Raw genomic sequence first — 17,965 nt, 5'->3', positions numbered from 1 at the left:
ACCCGCGGTTCCCGTTCCGGTTCCGGGCGACCTCGGTCGCCGACGTAGCTGCGGACGGCGGCGTCGCCACGGCCCGGGGTCGTCCGGTGTCAGTCGTTCGATCGGGTGACAGGGAGAACATAGTTTGAAGACAATATGCTGTGAATCGGTAGCTAGTACCATGAGTGAATCAGGAGCTGGCGTGCTCGCGTCGACGTACCGAGAGCGGTTCGGCGAACCGTTCACGAGCGACGAGGTGTACGGGTATTGGCTGTTCGTCGCCGGGACCGTTATCGCGGTCGTGGGGATGGCGGTGTTTCTCACGTCGATGGGGGCGGGGCAGACCGGAACCCGGGGGATCGCGTACCTCCTCTCCGGGGTCGGACTCGCGACCGCCTTCGCCGGCCTCGTGGTCGGCCAGTCGTTCCACCGGACCGCCAAGCGGCTGGTATACGTCGGGCTCCTCGTCTGTCTGGCCGCAATGGCGTGGTTCCTGACCGTCTTCCCCGGACAGTGGGCGCTCGGCTCGGGGAGCGCGCAGGGGGTCGTCGCGGTGTACACCCTCGGGCTGGCGCTTATCACCCTCTCGGGTGCGCTCGCACCGATCTCGGTCGGTCAGAGCCGTGCTCGACAGGCCGTCGAGGAGCAGTTGGCCGACGCCCGCGCCGACGACGAGGCGGACGACCAGCGGATCACGGAGCTGGAGGCGGCGGTCGCCGAGCGTGATGACCGGATCGACGCCCTCGAATCCGAGCTCGACGAGTCGCGGGCGGAGACCGCGGAGGCCGATCGCGCGGCCGAGGAGGCCCGCGGGGAAACCCAAGCCGTGACCGCGGAGACTGCAGCCGCACGCGAGGAGACGGCGTCGGTACGCGACGACCTCAACGCGGCGGCGTCGCACGTCAACGCGCTCTCGAAGAGTTCGGCGACGTTCGACGTGTACCGCGATAAGTCCGGGCAGTGGCGCTGGCGGCTTGTCCATCGCAACGGTAACATCATCGCGACCTCGGGTGAGGGGTACAGTTCCGACCGGACCGCCCGCCGCGGGATGCGCAGCGTCAAGCGTAACTCGCTGGGCGCGGCGGTCGTCTGGCAGCGCGACGAGGAGGATCCCGAGCCGGTCGCCGACCCCGTCGCCGAGGACCCGAGCGCGCGGTTCCGCCTCTACCGCGACGCTGACGACGAGTACCGCTGGCGGCTCCGCCACGACAACGGCGAGACCATCGCGGCGGGGACCCGTGGCTTCTCCTCGCGGTCGGCCGCCGAGAACGGCATCGAGTCGGTCCGCTCGGCCATCGGCCCCGCCGACTACCTGGAGTTCGACCCGGCGGGGATCGAGGTGTACGAGGACGCAGCCGGCGAGTTCCGCTGGCGACTCGTCCACCGCAACGGGAACATCCTCGGCGACTCGGGCGAAGGCTACGCCAGCCGGTCGAACGCCCGCCGGGCGGCCGACCGCGTCCAGGAGGTGGCCGGTGACGCCGCCGTCGACGCCGACTCCGGGGTCCGGTTCGAGACGTTCGAAGATGCCGCCGGCGGCCACCGCTGGCGACTGGTCGCCGCCAACGGGGAGACCATCGCGGACTCCGGCGAGGGGTACAGCTCCCGGTCGAAGCTGACGGACGCGATCGAGCGCGTCAGCGAGTACGCCCCCGACGCCGACCGGCTCACGATGACCACCGCCGCCGTCGAGGTGTACGAGGACGCCGCCGGCGAGTTCCGCTGGCGGCTGCGTCACCGCAACGGGACGATCCTCGGTACGTCCGGCGAGGGGTACACCTCCCGGTCGAAGGCGCTCGACGCCGTCAACAGCGTGAAGCGACACGCGCCGAACGCACCCGTCGAGGAGGAGAGTGAGGAACTGCCTGACGATGAGGTGGAGACCGAGAAGGAGGAGTAGACCGCCGCGGTCGGGTGGAACCGAGTGGGAAACGACTTCGCTGGGGATCTCTCCGGATCCCGTGGGCGACGTTAGTTGTACTCCGAGAGCGTCGTCCGCCGCTTCTCGGCGTCCGAGACGTTCGTTATCAACACCTCGGCGACTTCCCCGCGGTTGTCGCCGTCGCTGTTGATCGATCGGGTCGCGCCGACGACGGTGACCGTGAACTGGTCGTACTCCTCGTACAGCTCCGCGACCGGCGGTGAGTTCGAGAGGACGACCGAGACGCCCTTCTCGTCGAGGTCGACAGCGAGGTCGCGGAGGCGTTTCTGGTCCTCCTTGCCGAATCCCTCGGCGTGATAGTCTGTGAAGTCCGCCGTCGTCGAGACGGGTTCGTACGGCGGATCGAAGTAGACCAGATCCCCGGCGGCCGCCTCCTCACGGACGTACTCGAAGTCCTCGTTGTGGATCGTCGTGTGCTGCAACACCTCGTGGAGCGTGCGGATCCGGTCGGCTTGCACCCAGTCGGGGTTCGCGTAGCGGCCGACGGGGACGTTGAACTCGCCGCTGTTGTTCTCGCGGTAGAGCCCGTTGAAACACGTCCGGTTGAGATAGACGAACAGCGACGCCTCACGGAGGCGTTGGTCGTCGGTCTTGTCGTCGACCTCGTGGAGGTCGTTGAACTCGTCGCGGACGTCGTAGTAGTACTCCTCGGAGTGCTCGTGCGTCTCGTTCTCCGCGATCAGGTCCTCGGGATCGCGGTCCCGGATGACCTCGTACAGCGTCACCAGCCGGTCGTTGAGGTCGTTGATCGAACCGTCTTCCGGCTCCAGGTGGAAGTAGACGGCGCCGCCGCCGACGAACGGCTCGTGATAGCGCTCGAAGTCGGCGGGGAACTGCCCCGTGATCTCGGAGAGCAACTGGCGTTTCCCCCCCGCCCACTTGAGGATCGGCTCGACCATGCTGTTGGTGGCACTCGCGCGCCGCCGTTCTTAAACGCTGGCAAGCGTCACGTCGGCGAGCCGAACGCGTGCACCACCCGCGGTGGGGCATCCCGGCGGCTACGTCGTCGAGGACGGGTCGCCGACGCCGGTGTTCGACGCATACGCCGCCAGCGCCGCGACGCCGAGCGCCAACCCGCCGAAGGACTCGCCCCAGGTGTGGGCCCCCGTGAGGGGACGGGCGACAACCATCCCGAGCGCGACGAGCGCGAGCGGCGCCGCGCGCCGGTCGACGAGCGTGAGGAAGCCGGCGGGAACCACCGCGTACAGGACGTGACTGGACACGTCCCACACGGGCGTGATCAGGAGATGCGGGACGGTCACGGCGACGAGCAGGAGCGCGTAGTCTGGGACGATCGGTCCCCAGTCGGCGCGTCGCCACCAGCCCCAGATGACGAGCAGGCCGACGCCGAGCCCCACGCTTCCCGTCGCGTCCGTCGCCCACGCCGGCGCGGTGGCGAGGATCCGGGGGATCCCCTGGTAGACGGCGAACGCGACCGCCCAGCCGAACCCGAGTACACCGACTCGGGCGGCGATCCCGATCCACGACTGCCAGTCCGATCGCCACCACTCGTAGCAGACGGCCGCCAGCCCACACACGAGCACGAACAGCTCCGGCGCGAACGCCGCGGAGTACGTCGACGCGATCGACGCGGACATACGGTGACGCGGACGGCGGGAGCATGGTGGTCGTTTCGATCCACCATCGCCTTGAGGGCGTCTAGGCCGCCTCGGCGACGGTGCTGACCGCCGAACGAACGAGTTACCCGCGTCCACGCGAAACAGGCGGGTAATTGACCATGGCTCGCAAGGACGACTTCTACAACCGGGCGAAACAGGAGGGCTACCGCGCCCGCTCGGCCTACAAGCTCCGCCAGATCGACGAGGAAATCGGCCTGTTCGACCCCGGCGACACCGTCGTCGACCTCGGTGCCGCCCCCGGCGGCTGGCTCCAGATCGCCGCCGAGGCGGTGACCGAGGCCGGCCGCGTCGTCGGCGTCGACCTCCAGCGCATCGACGACCTCGATCACCCGCACGTCGAGACGGTCCGCGGCGACATGACCGAGGAGCGCACGCGCTACTACCTCCGCAAGGCGCTCGGCGTCGATCCGGACCCCGACGACGGCGACGATCCCGAGCGCCCCGTCGACGTGGTGATCTCCGACATGGCGCCGAACATGACCGGCGAGTATCAGCTGGATCACGCCCGCTCGATCCACCTCAGTCGGCAGGCGTTCGACACCGCGCTGGAGCTCCTGAAGCCGGGCGGCGACTTCGTCGTGAAGGTGTTCGACGGTCCCGACCTCGCGGACTTCCGCGACGACGTGGAGGCGGAGTTCCAGTACGTCCGGGCGTACACGCCCGAGGCGAGCCGGAAGCGTTCCTCCGAGCGCTACCTGATCGCTCGCGGACGCACCGACACCCCGGTCTCGGAAGGCGACCGGCTCACGGTCGAGGTGACCGACGTCGGCGAGGAGGGCGACGGCGTCGCCCGCGTCGACGGCTACACGCTGTTCGTCCCCGGCGCCGAGGCCGGCGAGACCGTCGAGGTCGTCGTCGACGACGTGAAGCCGCGGTTCGGCTTCGCCGAGCGCGTCGACTGACTCCCGTTCCTGCTTCAGGCGCTCACAGCGGCAGCGCCGTCCTCGTCGCGGCGGACGAGCGCGACCGCCGCGTACACCAACGGCGTGTCGACCAGCGCGATGAGGAGCTTGAGGACGTACTGCCCGACGACGAGCGACACGAGCACCGGGGTGGGCAGCGCCGCGCCGACGCCGAGGACGGCGGGCGCGACCGCGAACGCGACGAGCGTGAACACGACCGTGTCGATGAGCTGACTCGACGCCGTCGATCCGACGTTGCGCAGCCACAACGCGTCGCCGTCGGTGAACTCGCGGATGCGGTGGAACGCGATCACGTCCCAGTTCTGACTGATCACGTAGGCGGCCAGCGAGCCGAGCACGACGTTGCCCGACAGTCCGAGCACCGTCTCGAAGGCGGCGGGGTCGACCGACCCCTGCGCGGCGGGCGTCGCGATGGTCGCGAACACCAGCGTCAGCAGGACGAAGTTCATCGCGAACGCGACGTTCACCACCTTCCGGGCGTACGACTTGCCGTACAGCTCCGAGAGGCAGTCGGAGGCGAAGAACGTGACCGCATACGCGAGCGTCCCGCCGGGCGCGGTGACGGCGCCGAGCACGGGCAACGAGACCGCGAGCAGTTTTGCCGAGATTACCTGTGCGGTAACCAGCGCCGACACGAACAGCGCGGTGAGCACGACCGCCGCGATCGGTACGTGCAGCCGGCGCGGCTCCGCGGCGGCGCCGTCGACACCGCTCATTCGGCGTCTTCCTCCGCCCCGTCTCCCCCCGATTCTTCGTCGATCAGCCGACCGTGGCGCGCGTCGATCTCGTCGAGCACGTCCAGCGTCTTGCGCACCGACGCGCGGATCGCGTCGCTGCGGTTCACGAACTTGCCGTCGTCACCGACGTGTTCGTCGAGATCCGTGAGGAGTTCCCCGGGCATCTCGACGCTTATCTTGGGCATACCGCTATCACCACTCAGAGATGTACGTCGCGATTCGGACGGCAGTACTGCGGTCGCTGTGATGGTCTGCTCCCATGGTATTCTCTGTGGAATATCTGAATCGGACCATTAAAACGGTACTGCTTACGGATCTCACGTCGGTCCGGCGATCGAACGGCGTGTGATCGTCCTCGGCCGAGCCTTCCGTGCTGGCGTCGGTGTTCCGCCGATACCGGAACAACCTCACTACAACTCTCACTACAACTTTCACTACGGGAGTGTATCTTCAGACAATGGAACTCGGCGCGGAACTGCGGGAGCAGGGGCGGGGGATGGCGGGCGCGCTCTTGGTCCTCGGCATCTCCTTCGCCTACACTGTCGAAACCTGGCGGCTGGCCGTCGACGTTCCGGTCGTTCACCTGCTCGGGTTCGTCGTCGCCGGCCTCGCGCTGGTCGTTTTGATCACGCGCAGCGTCGGCTTCAGATCCGACGAGGACACCGAGGCGGGAGGGACCGACACCGGACTGCGCCGGAACGGCGGATCACCCCTCTGGGTCGAGTTCGCCGAGGTCGTCTTCCAGAGCCTCTTTATCGGGTATACGACGCTGGCTTTGCTCGGGGTTATCGATCTCCAAACGCCGTTTCCCGTAGTGGCCCGGATGGGACTGATACAGGTCGTCCCGCTCGCGGTCGGCGCGGCGTTGGCCAACGAGTTACTCAGCGGCGATCAGGAGGAGATACCTGAGGCGGGGTTCCCGCAGAACCTCGGCGTGTTCGCGCTGGGAGCGATCTTCTTTGCCGCCCCCATCGCTCCGACGGACGAGATCGGGCTGATCGCCGCACAGATCGACTGGACGCGAGTCGGTGTACTCCTCGTCGTCACGCTCAGTGTGACGTATCTGATGCTCTATGAACTCGAGTTTCGCGGCCAGTCCCGACGGCTACAGGGTCGTTCGCGCTGGCGACGGGTCGGCCAGACCTGTATCGTCACCGTGGTGGGACTCCTCGTCGCCTTCGGGCTTCTCGTCGCGCTCGGGGGTATCGAGAGCGAACCGGTCGCGACCTGGGCGCGTCGGACGGTCGTCCTCGCGTTTCCCGCCGCCGTCGGCGCAAGCGGCGCACGGGTGATCCTCGGATGACATCCGACGAACCGTCCGAGGCGGACGTGTCCGATACTGACGACGACACCGCGACCGAAGAGGGGATCGCGGGCGGCGATCTCCTCGAGGCCAGCATTATGGTCGTCAGCGCCCTCCTGCTCGTTGGTCTGCTCGGGTATATCGCGTCGCAGGCCATCGTCGCGCCCACTGCCGCCGAGCCGACCGCCACCATCGACTCCGTCGAGCGATTGCCGTCCGAACGCCCACAAGCGGGGAGCATTCGTGTGACAGTCAGTCTAGAAAACGAAGGGGAAACCGGCCTCAGTTCGGTCGAGGTGGCGGTTCGGTGCGGAAGCACCGAACGCTCTCTGCTGTTCACGCACGTTCCTGCGATGGGACACCGGACCGGGACCGTCATCTGTCCACAGGGGACGGCTCCGGATGCCAGTGTCGTGACCTGGATCGAATCGTGAGCGTGCAGTCGCCGCCTGACAGGTTCGGCCGAACGACCCGTCGGAAACCGGTGATGGGGTGACCAGGAGGGGAGGGGACCGGGGAGATCGAAGAACGCGAACGAGTTGCGAGCGTGGATCGACGTCGGGATCGTCCTGAGCAGCGGGCTCCCACTCGCCTTGGTGAGACGTGGACTGACTCGGAGGCTGTCCGGGGCGTCAGCGAGTCAGATCGACGGTCGGCTCGACGAGGTTGCGCCGACCGCCGAGCGTCATCACCCAGAGGATCAGCAGGCCGACGCCGTAGGCGGCCATCAGCGGAATCGTCACGAGGAACATCGTGAACACGTCCGCCGGGGTGAACAGTGCCGCCACGAGCATGATGGCGACCGTTACCTCGCGCCAGCGCGAGCGCATCGCCTGGTACGACACGCCCGTGGTGTTGAGCAGGACCATCAGGATGGGAACGTCCGCGAGGAACCCGATCCCGACGGTGGTGAAGAACACCAGCCACGCGAAGTCGCTGATGCGGTAGCTGATCACCATGCCCGCCGCCAGCGCGTCGCTGACGAGCCACGAGATGACCGCCGGCGCGATGACGGTGTAGCCGAGCGCGAGCCCGCCCAGGAGGCCCGCCAACAGCGCCGCCACCCAGCCGAACACGACCTGACGGCGGCCGCGGACGAAGCCGCGGTCGCGCAGCGCGGGCCACGCGTAGTACGCCATGAAGGGGAGGACCGCCACGGCGCCCGCGATGGTCGAGATCTTCACCTCGAAGATGAGCGCCTCCACCGGGTGGAGCACGATGACGCCGAAGTTCTCGGCGCCGACGCCGACGATCTCCTCGGGGATGCGGTTCACGAAGTTGTTCTTCACGTCGCCGATCCCGCCGAGATAGAGGAACGCGAACACGCCGGCGAGCGTGAGGCCGAACACCGACACCAGGACGAACAGCCGCGAGCGCAGCGAGGCGGCGATGAACGCGAGGTCGTCGTAGTAGCCGCCGATGTCGTCCTCGTCGCGCTCGCCGTCGGTGATCCCCTCGAGGAGCGTCCCGGTCGCCCGCGACGTCCGGTCGCTGGCGTCGTCCGACAGGCCCGGGATCGACGGGCCGTCAGCGCCTCCGGCGGTGCCGGCCGTCTCCGAGGAGTCGGCGGCCTCGCGGGCCGACTGGATCTCGTCGAAGCGGTCCAGCACCGCACGCGCCTTCGCCGAGTCGCCGGCGGCGGCCGCGCGGTCGGCGAGGTAGTTCGCACGTCGCTCGGAGATACCCGCGAACACGGTGTCGGGGGCGCGGCGAACCTCCTCCGCGGTGAGCACCTCGATGTCGACGGCCGTCGGATCCGTGCCCGCGACGTACGCGAAGTAGACGGCGAGCAGCACGCCCAACAGGACCGCGAGCGCGATCCCGGCGGCGACGAACGCGACGAGTGCCGCGGTGCCGCTCACCCCGACGACCGCGAGGATCGCGGCCGCGCTCGTGCCGTACTCGACGAGTATCGAGTCCGCGAGCGCCGGCCGCTCGACGAGCACGTAGCCGACCGCGGCGACGACCCCCGCGATACCGAGCAGGACGTTCCACAGCGAGCCGAACCGACCGCGCCAGTCGACGAATCCGGCACCGCGGCGGGTCGCCCCGATAACGCCCGTGTCGTCGGCGAACAGATCGCGGGGCGGACCCGACCGGGCGGCTTCGTTCCCGGCGGTTTCCTCGTCGGTCGCGCCGGCGGTCCCCGCCGCCGCGGCCTCGTCGAAGCGGTCGAGGATCGCCTGCGCCTTGCCGGGCTCGTCGGCCTCCATGGCGGCGGAGGCAGCCTCGAGGGCCTCGGGCTCGGTCATGCCGTCGAACGTCTCCGGCGGCGCCGCGCGAACGCCAGTCTCGTCGAGCGCCAGGAGGTCGATCGCGTCGGGGTCGCCGGCGTCGCCGACGACGGCCGTGGTCTCGTCGAGTTCGGCGTACACGAAGTACGCCAGCGTCGTGGCCGCCACGGCGGTTCCGACGCCGGCAGCCAGCGCCGCCAACGCCGGCGGCGCGAGGCCCGTCGCGAACTGGTAGCTCGTCAGCCCCGACCCCGCGACGAGGTCATTGACCGCCGCGGCGCCGCCGCGGGTGTAAAACAGGTAGACCGCGGCGGCGGCGGCGACGCCGACGCCGGCGAGCACGTTCCAGTGGAGCCGCGCGGTCGCGGCCGCATCGATACGCTCGCTCCCGCGCCTGGCGGTGACGACGACCTTCGCGAGGTACAGCGACGCCCCGTACAACAGGAGCAGCGGCGCCGCCCACATCACCTGGGTGAACGGGTCCGGCGGCGAGAACACGGCGCCGAACACGAAGATTCCGACGACCGCGTGGCGCCACTTCTCGCGGAACGTCTCGTAGGGGACGATCTCGGCGTACGACAGCGCCGTGATGGCCAGCGGCATCTGGGCGGCGAAGCCGAACGAGAACGTGAGCAGCGCGATGAACTGCGCCCACTTCACGATGGAGTACGTCGGGAGGATGCCCGCCGAGAGCGCGTTGTTCGCGAGGAACGCGAACATGAACGGGAAGAACACGAGATAGCCGTAGGCGACGCCGCCCGCGAACAGACCGGCCGCTAACACCGCGATGACCGCGAGCTTCCAGCGGGCGACCGGCGTCTGCGGCCAGGCGCCCCGCTCGCGGAGCGCGTCGCGGGAGAAGTACAGCAGCGGCGGGATCCCGACGATGATCCCGACGATGAGGCCGATCTTCGCCTGAAGCAGGATCACGTCGAAGGGCGTCTGTGCGATGATCTCGACCTCCTGGCCGGCGGCCTCGCTGAGTTGCGCGCGCGTGACGGACTTCAGGAAGTCCCAGACGTACAGCCGGAGGGCGTAGAACGTCCCCATGAACCCGGCCAGAAAGACGAGAAACACCTTCTGGAGGTCCTTCTGTGCGGACCGAAGCATCGCGCCGGCGGCGGCCCTGCCGTCCGCCAACGTCTGTTGGGTGTCCTCGTCGAGCGCGCTCGACATACCGCATGAGAGCGACTTGCCGGTTATCAACCTTTTCAAGAGACGCGTCGCGTCGGCGGCGGGACCCGCGGGGATCCGTCGCCCGGGCGGGTTGAGGGCCCGCCGGTCGTGGGACCGCGGCCGCCCCCGGTGGCGCCATCAGAAAAGGCCTATAACGGACCGGGGGCGAACCCAACCCATGACCGCGGACTCGGATCCGCCCGAGGAGCCGTCAACCGAGGGCGACGGCGACCACGACGCCGGGACTGCCGAGTCCGCCGACTCCGCTGAGTCCGACGAGCCATCCGAGTCCGAGGACCGACCCACCGACGAGGAACGGGGGATCGACCGCCGCAGTCCCTTCGAGGACGCCGACGACGGCGAGGGGTCGGACGACGAATCCGACGAGCCGGCGAACGGCCCCGACTCGGACACGAGCGACGGTGGCAGCCGCGAGAGCAGCGATGGCCACGACGACAGCGACATGGGTCCCGACGGCGACCGCGACCGCGACGACGAATCCGAACGAGAGGCGCTCGAGCCGGCCCCGATCGCCGGCGACGCTCCCGAGATCGACGACTCACAGCCGGTTCCCGACGCGGTCGCCGGCGAGCGATCCGGCGAGAGCGGACAGCCGGCCGCGAACGGAGGGGGCGAACTGAGCGCGGCCGAGAAGGGGATGCAAGCGGTGAACAAGGGCGTCGGCGCGCTCGGTGGCGAGGGCGGCGGTCCGGACACCGACCAGGAGATGCCGCTGGCCGAGCACATCGAGGAGATGATGCGCCGCCTCGGCATCGTGTTCGGCATCGCCGGCGTCGTCGTGGTCGTGGTGCTGCTGATCGGCACCGTCTCGCCGACGGTCCCCAGCGCCGAGCAGATCATCGAGTTCCTGTGGGACTCTCACGTCGGGTTCGAGCAGAACCAACCGCGCATCTACAGCCCGCTGGAGTTCCTGCTCACGAAGCTGAAGGTGGCGTCGCTCGCGGGGCTCCTCGTGGGACTACCGGTGTTCGTCTACGAGACGTACCGCTTCATGCGTCCCGGCCTGTACCCACACGAGCGGCGTTACTACCTCGCGGCGGTGCCGACGAGCCTGATCCTCGGGATCATCGGCGTCGCGTTCGCGCACTTCATCGTCCTCCCGGTCATCTTCGACTACTTCATCAGCTACACCGAGGGGAGCGCCGAGCTGGCGTTCAGCCTCCGGGAGACGTTCAACCTCATCCTCCTGTTGATGGGCTACATGGCCATCGTCTTTCAGATCCCACTGTTCATCCAGCTCGCCATCATGATGGGGTTGGTGACCCGCGAGTGGATGGAGGACCGCCGGCTGCTGTTCTGGTCGGCGTTCGTCGGGTTGGCGTTCATCGTCTCGCCGGACCCGACCGGGATGGCGCCCATCATCGTCGGCGCGACGATGATCGCGCTGTTCGAGGGGACGCTCGCGCTGTTGCGCTGGACCGGGAACTAGCCGCGGCCCGGCTCCCGCCCGCCACACGTATTCGACTCGAAACTCGGCACGTTCGGAACGCGCCCGTCAGCGACGGAGCAGTCCCAGGATCCGACTCCGAACGTCGTCGGCGGAGCCGTACGTCCGGTCGTCTGTTCCCGCGAACACGTCGTCGAGCGACTTCACCCCGTCCTGCGTTTCGACCTCGTACTCGCCGTACTCCTCGACCAACTCGTCGGTCGTGGCCGGGTACCCGTGTGTTTCGAGCGCATCGTCGAGTTCGCCCAACTGGTCCTCCGGATCGTCGCCCACGGGCTCGGGTTCTTCGGCCCTGGTGCGCGCCTCCTTCATGTCTCGCTCCTGTTGGCGTTGCTCCTCGTCGGCGGCCTGGTCTTCCCGCCCCTGTTTGTTGTCGGCCATATGCCCGATTGGCGACCGAGCCCGATAACGGTATGGTCGTGTGACACGATCGGAACCCAGTCGGCTCTCGGGGCGTAGGTGGAACGGAGTCGGGCGACGAGGGGACCCGCCGCGCCGGCCATCCTCGCCGGCGGTCTTTTCTCGTCTCCCCGTCCATCCACGCTCGATGGGAACGATCCTGCTGTGTCGCCACGGCGAGACGTCGTGGAACCGCGACCGGCGCGTCCAGGGCTGGGCGCCGACGGAACTGACCGAACGCGGCCGCGAGCAGGCGACCGCGCTGGCAACGTTTCTCGACGCCGAGTACGCCGTCGACCGGATCGTCGCCTCCGACCTAGAGCGCGCCGCCGAGACCGCCCGCGCCGTTTCGCGGACGACGGGCGCGGAGACGACGTTCGACGCCCGGTGGCGCGAGCGCGACTTCGGCCGGTTTCAGGGACTCACTTACGACGACCTGTTCGGCACGTACCCCGAGTACACCCTCTCGGAGATCGGGTACGCCGCGGCCGAGACGACGCCCGAGAGCGGCGAGTCGTTGCTCGACATGTGGAAGCGCGTGGAGGGGGCCTTCGCGGACCTCTGTGCGGGACTCGGCCCCGACGAGACCCTCGCCGTCATCGCTCACGGCGGCCCGCTGTACGCCGTCACCGGAGATATCAAGGGACTGGACGTGGTCGCCGCGGTGCTCGATCAGGAGCAGGGAAACTGCGCGGTCAACGAGATCCGGGTCGAAGGCGACGCCGGGACGACCGAGTTGGTCCGCGGGAACGTCACCTCGTTCCTGGCGGAGGCGACGACCCAGGAGAACTACTGAGCGAACCGTGAGCGGCGGACAGGCCGTCGACGCGGCCGGCGCGATCGACTGAACGGCGGCGGCGACGCGACCCTACGAGGTCGGGTAGTCGCGCGCGAACACGTCCTCGACGACCGGCTCCCCGTCGCGATTCACGGCGTTCTCTCCCTCGCCATCGGCGTCCGCCTCGCTCGCGGGGCTGACGCTCCCGGTCTCGTACCCCTGGAGGTCGAGCGTGACGTGGTCGAAGCCGAGCTCCAGCATGTGGTCGCGGGCGGCCGCGACGAAGTCCGGATTCAACGCGGCCTCCAACTCGTCGGCGCCGACCTCGATGCGCGCGAGGCCGTCGTGGTCGCGGACGCGGAACTGCGAGAACCCCCACGTACGCAGCAGGCGCTCGGCCTGCTCGATGCGGGTGAGTCGCTCCTCGGTCACCTCCAGCCCGGTCGGGATACGCGAGGAGAGGCACGCCATCGAGGGCTTGTCCGCCACGTCGAGGTCGTAGTGCTCGGCGATCTGGCGGACCTCCGCTTTCGTGATGCCCGCCTGCAGGAGCGGGGAGACCACGTCGAGTTCCTCGACGGCCTCGAGCCCCGGCCGGTGCCCCTCCCCGGGATCGGAGGCGTTCGTGCCGTCACAGACCGTGCCGATACCGCGTTCCGTGGCGGCCTCGTACATCCGCGAGAGACGCATCGTCCGGCAGTGGTAACAGCGGTCGTCGCCGTTGGCGACGAAGTTCGGGTCGTCCAGTTCGGAGAACTCCACGATCGCGTGGTCGATGCCGATGTCGTCGGCGACGCGGGCCGCGTCGTCCAGTTCCTCGGCCGGAAGCGTCTCGCTTTTCGCGGTACAGGCGACCGCGTCGTCGCCGAGGGCGTCGCGTGCGAGCGCCGCCACGACCGACGAGTCCACGCCGCCCGAGAAGGCGACGAGCACGCCGTCGCGCTCGGCGAGGTGCTCGCGCGCGGCCGCCGCTTTCGCCGCCACGTCGTCGTCCATGACCGGGACGAGGAGGTGACGGCCCAAAAGTCGTCCGAACGGGGCGAGGCGACGGTACGAACGTGTTCGCGTCGGTCGCGAGTCACTTCGTTCCTCGACCGCGTACGCCCCGCTCACGGCTCACTCCGTTCGCCGTTCGCGTCTCCGAGGCGGTCGCTACGCTCCCGCCTCGCCCCCGGCACGGTTTTGACCCCCGCCGCGCTACCGGGTGCCGAATGCAGTTCACGTCGGTCCCCGGCGTCGGCGAGAAGACAGCCGACGCCCTCGCGGATCTGGACGGCGCGGAAGCGGCGCTGCGCCGCGGCGACGTGGCGACGCTCGCCCGGGCACGTGGCCTCACCGAGGGCCGGGCGGCCGCCATCGCCCGCGGCGCCATCCGGGAACGCCACGACGACCCCGGCGGCTGGCTGGCGACCGACCGCGCCCGCGAGGTGTACGAGGACGCCCTCGGCCTCCTGCAGGAACGGGCGGTCACCGACTACGCCGAGAAGCGCCTGCGGACGATCTACCCCTCCGCGACGACCTCGCGCATCGAGGAGGTGCGCGAGTGGGCCGCCGAGGCGGTCGAGCGCGAGCCGAGCGACGAGGTGCTCGCGGCGCTTTCGGGCGTCGAACAGCCGACCGAGCCGCGGGGGCTCCGGGTGCGCGAGCGGGCGCTCGCGACCGCCGACGCCGAGCGGTACGCCGCCGTGAAAGACGCGTTCCCCGAGCTCTCCGTCGAGGTCGTCGAGGACGCCCGCGACCTCGCGGAACTCGCGCGCTCGTACGCCACCGTCGTCGCGGTCGACGAGGCGTTCGCCGGCGTCGACGTCGAGGGCGACGTTCGAGTCATCACCGACCCGGAGAACCATCCGGAGGAGGTCGTTCCCGAGCGGCTGCTCGCGTTCTTCGCGGAGAACCGCGCGGAACTGCTGGCGGCGCTCGACGTGCACGAGGCCGCCGGCATCGACACCGCCCTCGAACCCGAGGCGCTACGGGACGCGCTCTCGCGGCTGGACGACGACGGCACCGTCCGCGGCGACGAGGAACTGGAGCGGCTGTCGAACGCCGTCGACGACCTCGACGCCGCCGTCTCGACGGCCGAGTCGGTCGCCAACGATCACCTCCGCGACGCCATCCGCGAGCAGGACGTGACCATCGAGGGGACCGACTTCCTCTCGTTGGTCGAGCAGGGCGCCCGCGTCGACAGCCTGCTCTCGCGGGAGCTGGCCGACGAGTACGACGCCGCGATCCGGAGCGCACGCGACCACCTCGCGGACGCGCTCCGGCTGGACGAAAGCGAGGCGGAGTTCACCGAGCGGGTCTTCGCGGGCGACCCGACCTTCCCGACCGAGCACAACGAGGAGCCGCTGAACCGCCTGCGCACCGAGTTGAAGACCGCTCGCGATCGACGGGCGGCGGCGCTCAAGTCGGGATTGGCGGAGGATCTGGCAGCGCTGCGTGAGCCCGCCGACGACCTCGTCGCCGACGCGCTCGAACTCGACGTGGAGCTTGCGGTCGCACGCTTCGCCCGCGACTTCGACTGCGTCGTCCCCGAGATCGACGACGAGGGGACCGGGTTCGCGATCGATGGCGGGCGCTCCCCGCTACTCGACGTGTCCTTCGACGAGGCCGAACCCGTCGACTACACGGTTTCGGGGGTGACGCTCCTGTCGGGAGTGAACTCCGGCGGGAAGACCTCGACGCTCGATCTCGTCGCGCTGATCGTCACGCTCGCGCACATGGGCCTGCCCGTTCCGGCCGACTCGGCCCGCGTGGGGCGCGTCTCGGAGCTGCACTACTACGCGAAGTCGCAGGGAACGCTCGACGCCGGCGCGTTCGAGTCGACGCTGCGCGACTTCGGCGACCTCGTGTCGGGGGCGTCGGGCCGGCTGGTGCTCGTTGACGAGCTGGAGTCGATCACCGAACCGGGCGCCTCCGCGAAGATCATCGCGGGCATCCTCGAAGCCCTCGACGAGCAGGGCGCCACGGGCGTGTTCGTCTCCCACCTCGCGCGGCAGATCCGGGAGGCCGCCGCCGTCGACGTCGCGGTCGACGGTATCGAGGCGGTGGGCCTGGAGGACGGCGAGCTGGTGGTGAACCGCTCGCCGCGAAAGGACCACCTCGCCCGGTCGACGCCGGAGCTGATCGTCGAGAAGCTGGCGCGGGAGGCCGGCGCCGACGACCCCGACGGGTCCGGCGCGGACGCCGACCCCGCGTTCTACGAGGGGCTGCTGGAGAAGTTCTGAGGAGGCGGGGAGGAGATGAGAGGAGGGAAGGAGAGCGACCCGAGCGGCGGTGAACGCGTCAGGCGTACAGGTCGGCGGGAGAGTCGTGACCGTCGTCCTCGAGGCCGCGAAACAGGAGCTCGTAGTCCTCGTGGTCGAGCCGCGCGTGCAGGTCGTCGATCCCAGACTCCAGCGCCTCGCGACGGTGGGCGAGCTCGCCGTACTCGCCGTCGACTCGGTCGATTCCCGCGTCCTCGAGGGCGACCTGTTTGTGCATCACCGCGAAGTACTGACGGACGCGGTCGTCGTACCGGGCGACCCGGACGAGCCGGTCGACCGCGTCCCGGAGGTCGGCGGAGTCGACCGGCTTTTCGAGGTACGCGTCGACCGGAAGTCCGACCACGTCGAGACCGACGCTGACGCCGGAGACGGCCGCAACACGTACGTCGACTCCGGACGTGCGGATCCGTTCGAGCGTGTCGTCGCCGTGTAGTCCGGGCATCCGACGGTCCAACAGGACCACGTCGACCGAGTCGTCGAGCACGTCGAGCGCCTCCGCCCCCGACGCCGCCGTCGACACGTCGTACTCGCCGGTGAGCTGGTCCGCGTACAGGTCGCGGACATCGGCGTCGTCGTCGACGACGAGCACGTGTGGACGGCTCTCGTGCGTCGAGGATGTAGTTCGTTCCTCACCCACGATATCGCTCCCCGGATTGGCATCCCCCGCAGTCGGCTCCCCGACACTCGGCTCTCCGATAGACTCCTCCCTCATTGAGGTACCCCACGATCGGTACCCTCGTTAACCCGGTCGACGCGTTCGCCGGATTAAGCCGGATTCACCCGACGAAAGCGCCCGACAAGACTGGGAAACCGTGATCTCATCGTGTCCCGGGTGGTCCGGGAAGAGCGGACGATCACCGCGTCGACGACCGGGGCGGTACTGAACCACGTTCCGGTCGAATTCCGCTGGGCGTGGCGTCTCGAAGGCGGTTTCACTTTCACTCCGCCGCCGGGGAACGATTAAGTGGTCGGGCGAGCGAGGGTCCGGTATCATGGCCGGGGACCCCGAAGACGGGATGCTGTCGTGGGACGAGTCCGTCTTCCGGGACGAACACGTCTTCGAGATCGACTACGTCCCCGAGACGTTCCGCCACCGCGAGAGCCAACTGGAGTCGCTGAAGTACGCGCTCCGACCGGCCGCGCGCGGGTCGCGCCCGCTCAACACCGTCGTCCGCGGCCCGCCGGGCACCGGCAAGACCACCTCCGTACAGAAGCTGTTCTCGGAGCTGCGCGCCCAGACAGACGTGCGCACGGTCCGGGTGAACTGCCAGGTCGACTCGACCCGGTATGCGGTGTTCTCGCGCATCTTCGAGGGCATCTTCGACTACGAGCCTCCCTCGTCGGGCATCTCGTTCAAGAAGCTGTTCGGCCAGATCGCCGACCGCCTCGTCGATGACGACGAGGTGCTCGTCGTCGCGCTCGACGACGTGAACTACCTGTTCTACGAGAACGAGGCCTCGGACGCGCTGTACTCGCTGTTGCGTGCTCACGAGGCCCACGCCGGCGCGAAGGTGGGCGTCATCTGCGTCTCCTCGGACCTGTCGCTGTCGGTCATCGAGGAGTTGGACTCGCGCGTACAGTCGGTGTTCCGGCCCGAGGAGGTGTACTTCCCGAAGTACGACGTCGACGAGGTGGGTGACATCCTCCGCGAGCGGGCGAAACGCGGCTTCCACGACGGTGTCCTCGGCGCCACCGAGCTCGACCGGGTTGCGGAGCTGACCGCCGAGTCGGGCGACCTCCGGGTCGGCATCGACCTCCTGCGTCGGGCCGGGCTCAACGCCGAGATGCGCGCCTCCAGAACGATCAGCATCGAGGACGTGGAGGAGGCGTACGACAAGTCGAAGTACGTCCACCTCTCGCGCAGTCTTCGGGGCCTCTCGGAGTCGGAAACGGCGCTCGTGGAGGTGCTCGCGGAGCACGACGGCGAGCAGGCCGGCTCCGTGTACGAGGCGTTCCACGACCGGACCGATCTGGGCTACACGCGCTACTCGGAGATCGTCAACAAGCTGGACCAGCTCGGGATCGTGGAGACGGAGTACGCCGAGGTGGAGGGCCGAGGGCGCTCGCGGTCGATCTCGCTCGCGTACGACCCCGAGCCGGTGCTCGAACGGCTCGAGGGGTAG

General features: G+C 69.0%; 16 protein-coding genes. 8 read left to right on the top strand and 8 right to left on the bottom strand.

Translation table 11 applies throughout. The features are described 5' to 3' along the window. The first annotated feature begins 160 nt into the window (after nt 1–160). Entirely contained in the window at nt 161–1,879 is a 1,719-nt protein-coding gene (locus ABJD39_RS08405; RefSeq protein WP_348607042.1) for a DUF1508 domain-containing protein, read from the top strand. A gap of 71 nt (nt 1,880–1,950) precedes the next feature. Here the strand turns inward: ABJD39_RS08405 and ABJD39_RS08400 are convergent, their stop codons facing one another. Together ABJD39_RS08400 and ABJD39_RS08395 are read right to left on the bottom strand one after the other, a co-directional pair. Further along, complete coding sequence (locus ABJD39_RS08400; RefSeq protein WP_348607039.1) at nt 1,951–2,820, bottom strand: DNA adenine methylase; 870 nt, start codon at nt 2,818–2,820, stop codon at nt 1,951–1,953. 99 nt (nt 2,821–2,919) lie between these two features. Continuing rightward, nucleotides 2,920–3,519 (bottom strand): hypothetical protein, encoded by a 600-nt coding sequence (locus ABJD39_RS08395; protein ID WP_348607036.1) that lies wholly within the window; start codon nt 3,517–3,519, stop codon nt 2,920–2,922. Between the two features lie 140 nt (nt 3,520–3,659). Between ABJD39_RS08395 and ABJD39_RS08390 the strand changes: the two genes are divergently transcribed. Beyond that, nucleotides 3,660–4,463 carry an RlmE family RNA methyltransferase gene (locus ABJD39_RS08390; protein WP_348607033.1) on the top strand — a complete coding sequence of 268 codons (804 nt, stop codon included), beginning with the start codon at nt 3,660–3,662 and terminating at the stop codon, nt 4,461–4,463. 14 nt (nt 4,464–4,477) lie between these two features. Here ABJD39_RS08390 and ABJD39_RS08385 read toward each other — a convergent pair whose 3' ends face one another. Together ABJD39_RS08385 and ABJD39_RS08380 are read right to left on the bottom strand one after the other, a co-directional pair. Then, nucleotides 4,478–5,200 carry a queuosine precursor transporter gene (locus ABJD39_RS08385; protein ID WP_348607030.1) on the bottom strand — a complete coding sequence of 241 codons (723 nt, stop codon included), beginning with the start codon at nt 5,198–5,200 and terminating at the stop codon, nt 4,478–4,480. Then, the gene (locus ABJD39_RS08380; RefSeq protein WP_348607027.1) at nt 5,197–5,406 is read right to left on the bottom strand and encodes a ribbon-helix-helix domain-containing protein; all 210 of its coding nucleotides are present in this window, start codon (nt 5,404–5,406) and stop codon (nt 5,197–5,199) included. Before ABJD39_RS08380 ends, ABJD39_RS08385 begins: the two co-directional genes overlap by 4 nt. A 272-nt stretch (nt 5,407–5,678) precedes the next feature. Between ABJD39_RS08380 and ABJD39_RS08375 the strand changes: the two genes are divergently transcribed. After that, nucleotides 5,679–6,524, top strand: a complete 846-nt coding sequence (locus ABJD39_RS08375; protein ID WP_348607024.1) for a DUF2391 family protein — start codon at nt 5,679–5,681, stop codon at nt 6,522–6,524. After that, nucleotides 6,521–6,958: a hypothetical protein gene (locus tag ABJD39_RS08370; RefSeq protein WP_348607021.1), complete on the top strand. Its 438-nt coding sequence runs from the start codon at nt 6,521–6,523 to the stop codon at nt 6,956–6,958. The genes ABJD39_RS08375 and ABJD39_RS08370 overlap by 4 nt, the downstream gene beginning before the upstream one ends. 198 nt (nt 6,959–7,156) lie before the next feature. Here ABJD39_RS08370 and tatC read toward each other — a convergent pair whose 3' ends face one another. Further along, nucleotides 7,157–9,934 carry a twin-arginine translocase subunit TatC gene (tatC, locus tag ABJD39_RS08365; RefSeq protein ID WP_348607018.1) on the bottom strand — a complete coding sequence of 926 codons (2,778 nt, stop codon included), beginning with the start codon at nt 9,932–9,934 and terminating at the stop codon, nt 7,157–7,159. Nucleotides 9,935–10,112: 178 nt separating this feature from the next. Here tatC and ABJD39_RS08360 point away from each other — a divergent pair, with 178 nt between their 5' ends. After that, entirely contained in the window at nt 10,113–11,384 is a 1,272-nt protein-coding gene (locus ABJD39_RS08360) for a twin-arginine translocase subunit TatC (protein ID WP_348607015.1), read from the top strand. Between the two features lie 66 nt (nt 11,385–11,450). Here ABJD39_RS08360 and ABJD39_RS08355 read toward each other — a convergent pair whose 3' ends face one another. Continuing rightward, the gene (locus ABJD39_RS08355) at nt 11,451–11,783 is read right to left on the bottom strand and encodes a DUF5789 family protein (protein ID WP_348607012.1); all 333 of its coding nucleotides are present in this window, start codon (nt 11,781–11,783) and stop codon (nt 11,451–11,453) included. A 166-nt stretch (nt 11,784–11,949) separates the two neighbouring features. Here ABJD39_RS08355 and ABJD39_RS08350 point away from each other — a divergent pair, with 166 nt between their 5' ends. Next, a complete protein-coding gene (locus tag ABJD39_RS08350; RefSeq protein WP_348607009.1) occupies nt 11,950–12,597 on the top strand; it encodes a histidine phosphatase family protein in 648 nt (215 codons plus the stop codon). Nucleotides 12,598–12,669: 72 nt separating this feature from the next. Here the strand turns inward: ABJD39_RS08350 and larE are convergent, their stop codons facing one another. After that, on the bottom strand, nt 12,670–13,575 hold the full coding sequence (gene larE, locus ABJD39_RS08345; protein ID WP_348607007.1) for an ATP-dependent sacrificial sulfur transferase LarE: 906 nt from the start codon (nt 13,573–13,575) through the stop codon (nt 12,670–12,672). A gap of 215 nt (nt 13,576–13,790) precedes the next feature. Between larE and ABJD39_RS08340 the strand changes: the two genes are divergently transcribed. After that, entirely contained in the window at nt 13,791–15,803 is a 2,013-nt protein-coding gene (locus tag ABJD39_RS08340; RefSeq protein WP_348607005.1) for a MutS-related protein, read from the top strand. A 58-nt stretch (nt 15,804–15,861) separates the two neighbouring features. On the opposite strand, the gene ABJD39_RS08335 is transcribed toward ABJD39_RS08340, so the two are convergent. Continuing rightward, nucleotides 15,862–16,479: a response regulator gene (locus ABJD39_RS08335; RefSeq protein ID WP_348607002.1), complete on the bottom strand. Its 618-nt coding sequence runs from the start codon at nt 16,477–16,479 to the stop codon at nt 15,862–15,864. Between the two features lie 355 nt (nt 16,480–16,834). Here ABJD39_RS08335 and ABJD39_RS08330 point away from each other — a divergent pair, with 355 nt between their 5' ends. Continuing rightward, complete coding sequence (locus tag ABJD39_RS08330) at nt 16,835–17,965, top strand: ORC1-type DNA replication protein (protein WP_348606999.1); 1,131 nt, start codon at nt 16,835–16,837, stop codon at nt 17,963–17,965.

The organism is Halobaculum rarum (genome assembly GCF_040025155.1).
Taxonomy (GTDB): domain Archaea; phylum Halobacteriota; class Halobacteria; order Halobacteriales; family Haloferacaceae; genus Halobaculum; species Halobaculum rarum.
This window is presented reverse-complemented; position numbering and strand designations above follow the sequence as displayed.

Bases quoted from the DNA above. Each gene is read 5' to 3' on its own strand.
- ABJD39_RS08360 (WP_348607015.1), top strand. From the start codon at position 10,113: ATGACCGCGGACTCGGATCCGCCCGAGGAGCCGTCAACCGAGGGCGAC.
- ABJD39_RS08330 (WP_348606999.1), top strand. From the start codon at position 16,835: ATGGCCGGGGACCCCGAAGACGGGATGCTGTCGTGGGACGAGTCCGTC.
- larE (WP_348607007.1), bottom strand. From the start codon at position 13,575: ATGGACGACGACGTGGCGGCGAAAGCGGCGGCCGCGCGCGAGCACCTC.
- ABJD39_RS08385 (WP_348607030.1), bottom strand. From the start codon at position 5,200: ATGAGCGGTGTCGACGGCGCCGCCGCGGAGCCGCGCCGGCTGCACGTA.
- ABJD39_RS08375 (WP_348607024.1), top strand. From the start codon at position 5,679: ATGGAACTCGGCGCGGAACTGCGGGAGCAGGGGCGGGGGATGGCGGGC.
- ABJD39_RS08350 (WP_348607009.1), top strand. From the start codon at position 11,950: ATGGGAACGATCCTGCTGTGTCGCCACGGCGAGACGTCGTGGAACCGC.
- ABJD39_RS08390 (WP_348607033.1), top strand. From the start codon at position 3,660: ATGGCTCGCAAGGACGACTTCTACAACCGGGCGAAACAGGAGGGCTAC.
- ABJD39_RS08370 (WP_348607021.1), top strand. From the start codon at position 6,521: ATGACATCCGACGAACCGTCCGAGGCGGACGTGTCCGATACTGACGAC.
- ABJD39_RS08355 (WP_348607012.1), bottom strand. From the start codon at position 11,783: ATGGCCGACAACAAACAGGGGCGGGAAGACCAGGCCGCCGACGAGGAG.
- tatC (WP_348607018.1), bottom strand. From the start codon at position 9,934: ATGTCGAGCGCGCTCGACGAGGACACCCAACAGACGTTGGCGGACGGC.
- ABJD39_RS08405 (WP_348607042.1), top strand. From the start codon at position 161: ATGAGTGAATCAGGAGCTGGCGTGCTCGCGTCGACGTACCGAGAGCGG.
- ABJD39_RS08395 (WP_348607036.1), bottom strand. From the start codon at position 3,519: ATGTCCGCGTCGATCGCGTCGACGTACTCCGCGGCGTTCGCGCCGGAG.
- ABJD39_RS08400 (WP_348607039.1), bottom strand. From the start codon at position 2,820: ATGGTCGAGCCGATCCTCAAGTGGGCGGGGGGGAAACGCCAGTTGCTC.
- ABJD39_RS08340 (WP_348607005.1), top strand. From the start codon at position 13,791: ATGCAGTTCACGTCGGTCCCCGGCGTCGGCGAGAAGACAGCCGACGCC.
- ABJD39_RS08380 (WP_348607027.1), bottom strand. From the start codon at position 5,406: ATGCCCAAGATAAGCGTCGAGATGCCCGGGGAACTCCTCACGGATCTC.